This window comes from Ruegeria sp. BH8, assembly GCF_056538065.1.
Map to the genome: position 1 here is coordinate 1 of NZ_JBQFSP010000058.1, position 808 is coordinate 808.

Genomic DNA, 808 nt, shown 5'->3' on the forward strand with positions numbered 1-808 from the left:
GGTATTGCCAAGTTGTTCGTCTGTCTTGACTGGGCTATCCGCGGGCCATGAACAATCCGACCAATATGCCACGCCTAAAAGGGTTCCGCTATCCTCGTGAGATCATTGCTTATGCAGTCTGGGCGTACCACCGCTTTGCACTGAGCACGGCGGATGTTGAGGACCTGTTGGCAGCGCGGGGCGTGATTGTAAGCCGGGAAGCGATCCGGCTATGGGTCAATCGGATTGGGCAGCATTTCGCAGACTGCATCCGACGAGATCGTCCGCGGCCAAACGACAAGTGGCACATGGACGAAGTCGTGATTTCGATCCGTGGCAGAAAACACTGGCTATGGCGCGCCATCGACGCAAATGGTGATGTCCTCGACATTCTCGTACAAACACGTCGGAACGCAAGGGCTGCAAAGCGGTTCTTTCAAAGGCTGGTGGCCCAATTTGGTGAACCGAGGGTCGTAATCACTGACAAGTTGCGCAGCTACATCAAGCCGATCAATAAGTTGGCTCCGGACGCCGACCATCGCGCCCACAAAGGCCTGAATAATGCAATCGAAGTGTCGCACAGGCCGACACGGAAGCGAGAAAAAATGTTTGGGCGGTTCAAATCACATCCGCAAGCCCAGAGGTTTCTGTCTGCGCATGAGCAGATCAACTTAATCTTCCGCCCCCGCCGATACCAACTCACCGCCATCTCATACCGCCACGCACGGGCTGATGCATTCACACTCTGGGATGAATACACTGCAGAAATGACAGCCTGAGCGCGGAACAAAATCACTTTTCATGCATCCTCAAACAACTTGGCAATACC

General features: G+C 54.2%; 1 protein-coding gene. It reads left to right on the forward strand.

Annotation, left to right across the window (positions count from 1 at the left end):
• Positions 1–47: 47 nt before the first annotated feature.
• On the forward strand, positions 48–758 hold the full coding sequence (locus tag ACR0AD_RS21140) for an IS6 family transposase (protein ID WP_480489522.1): 711 nt from the start codon (positions 48–50) through the stop codon (positions 756–758).
• Positions 759–808: the final 50 nt, after the last annotated feature.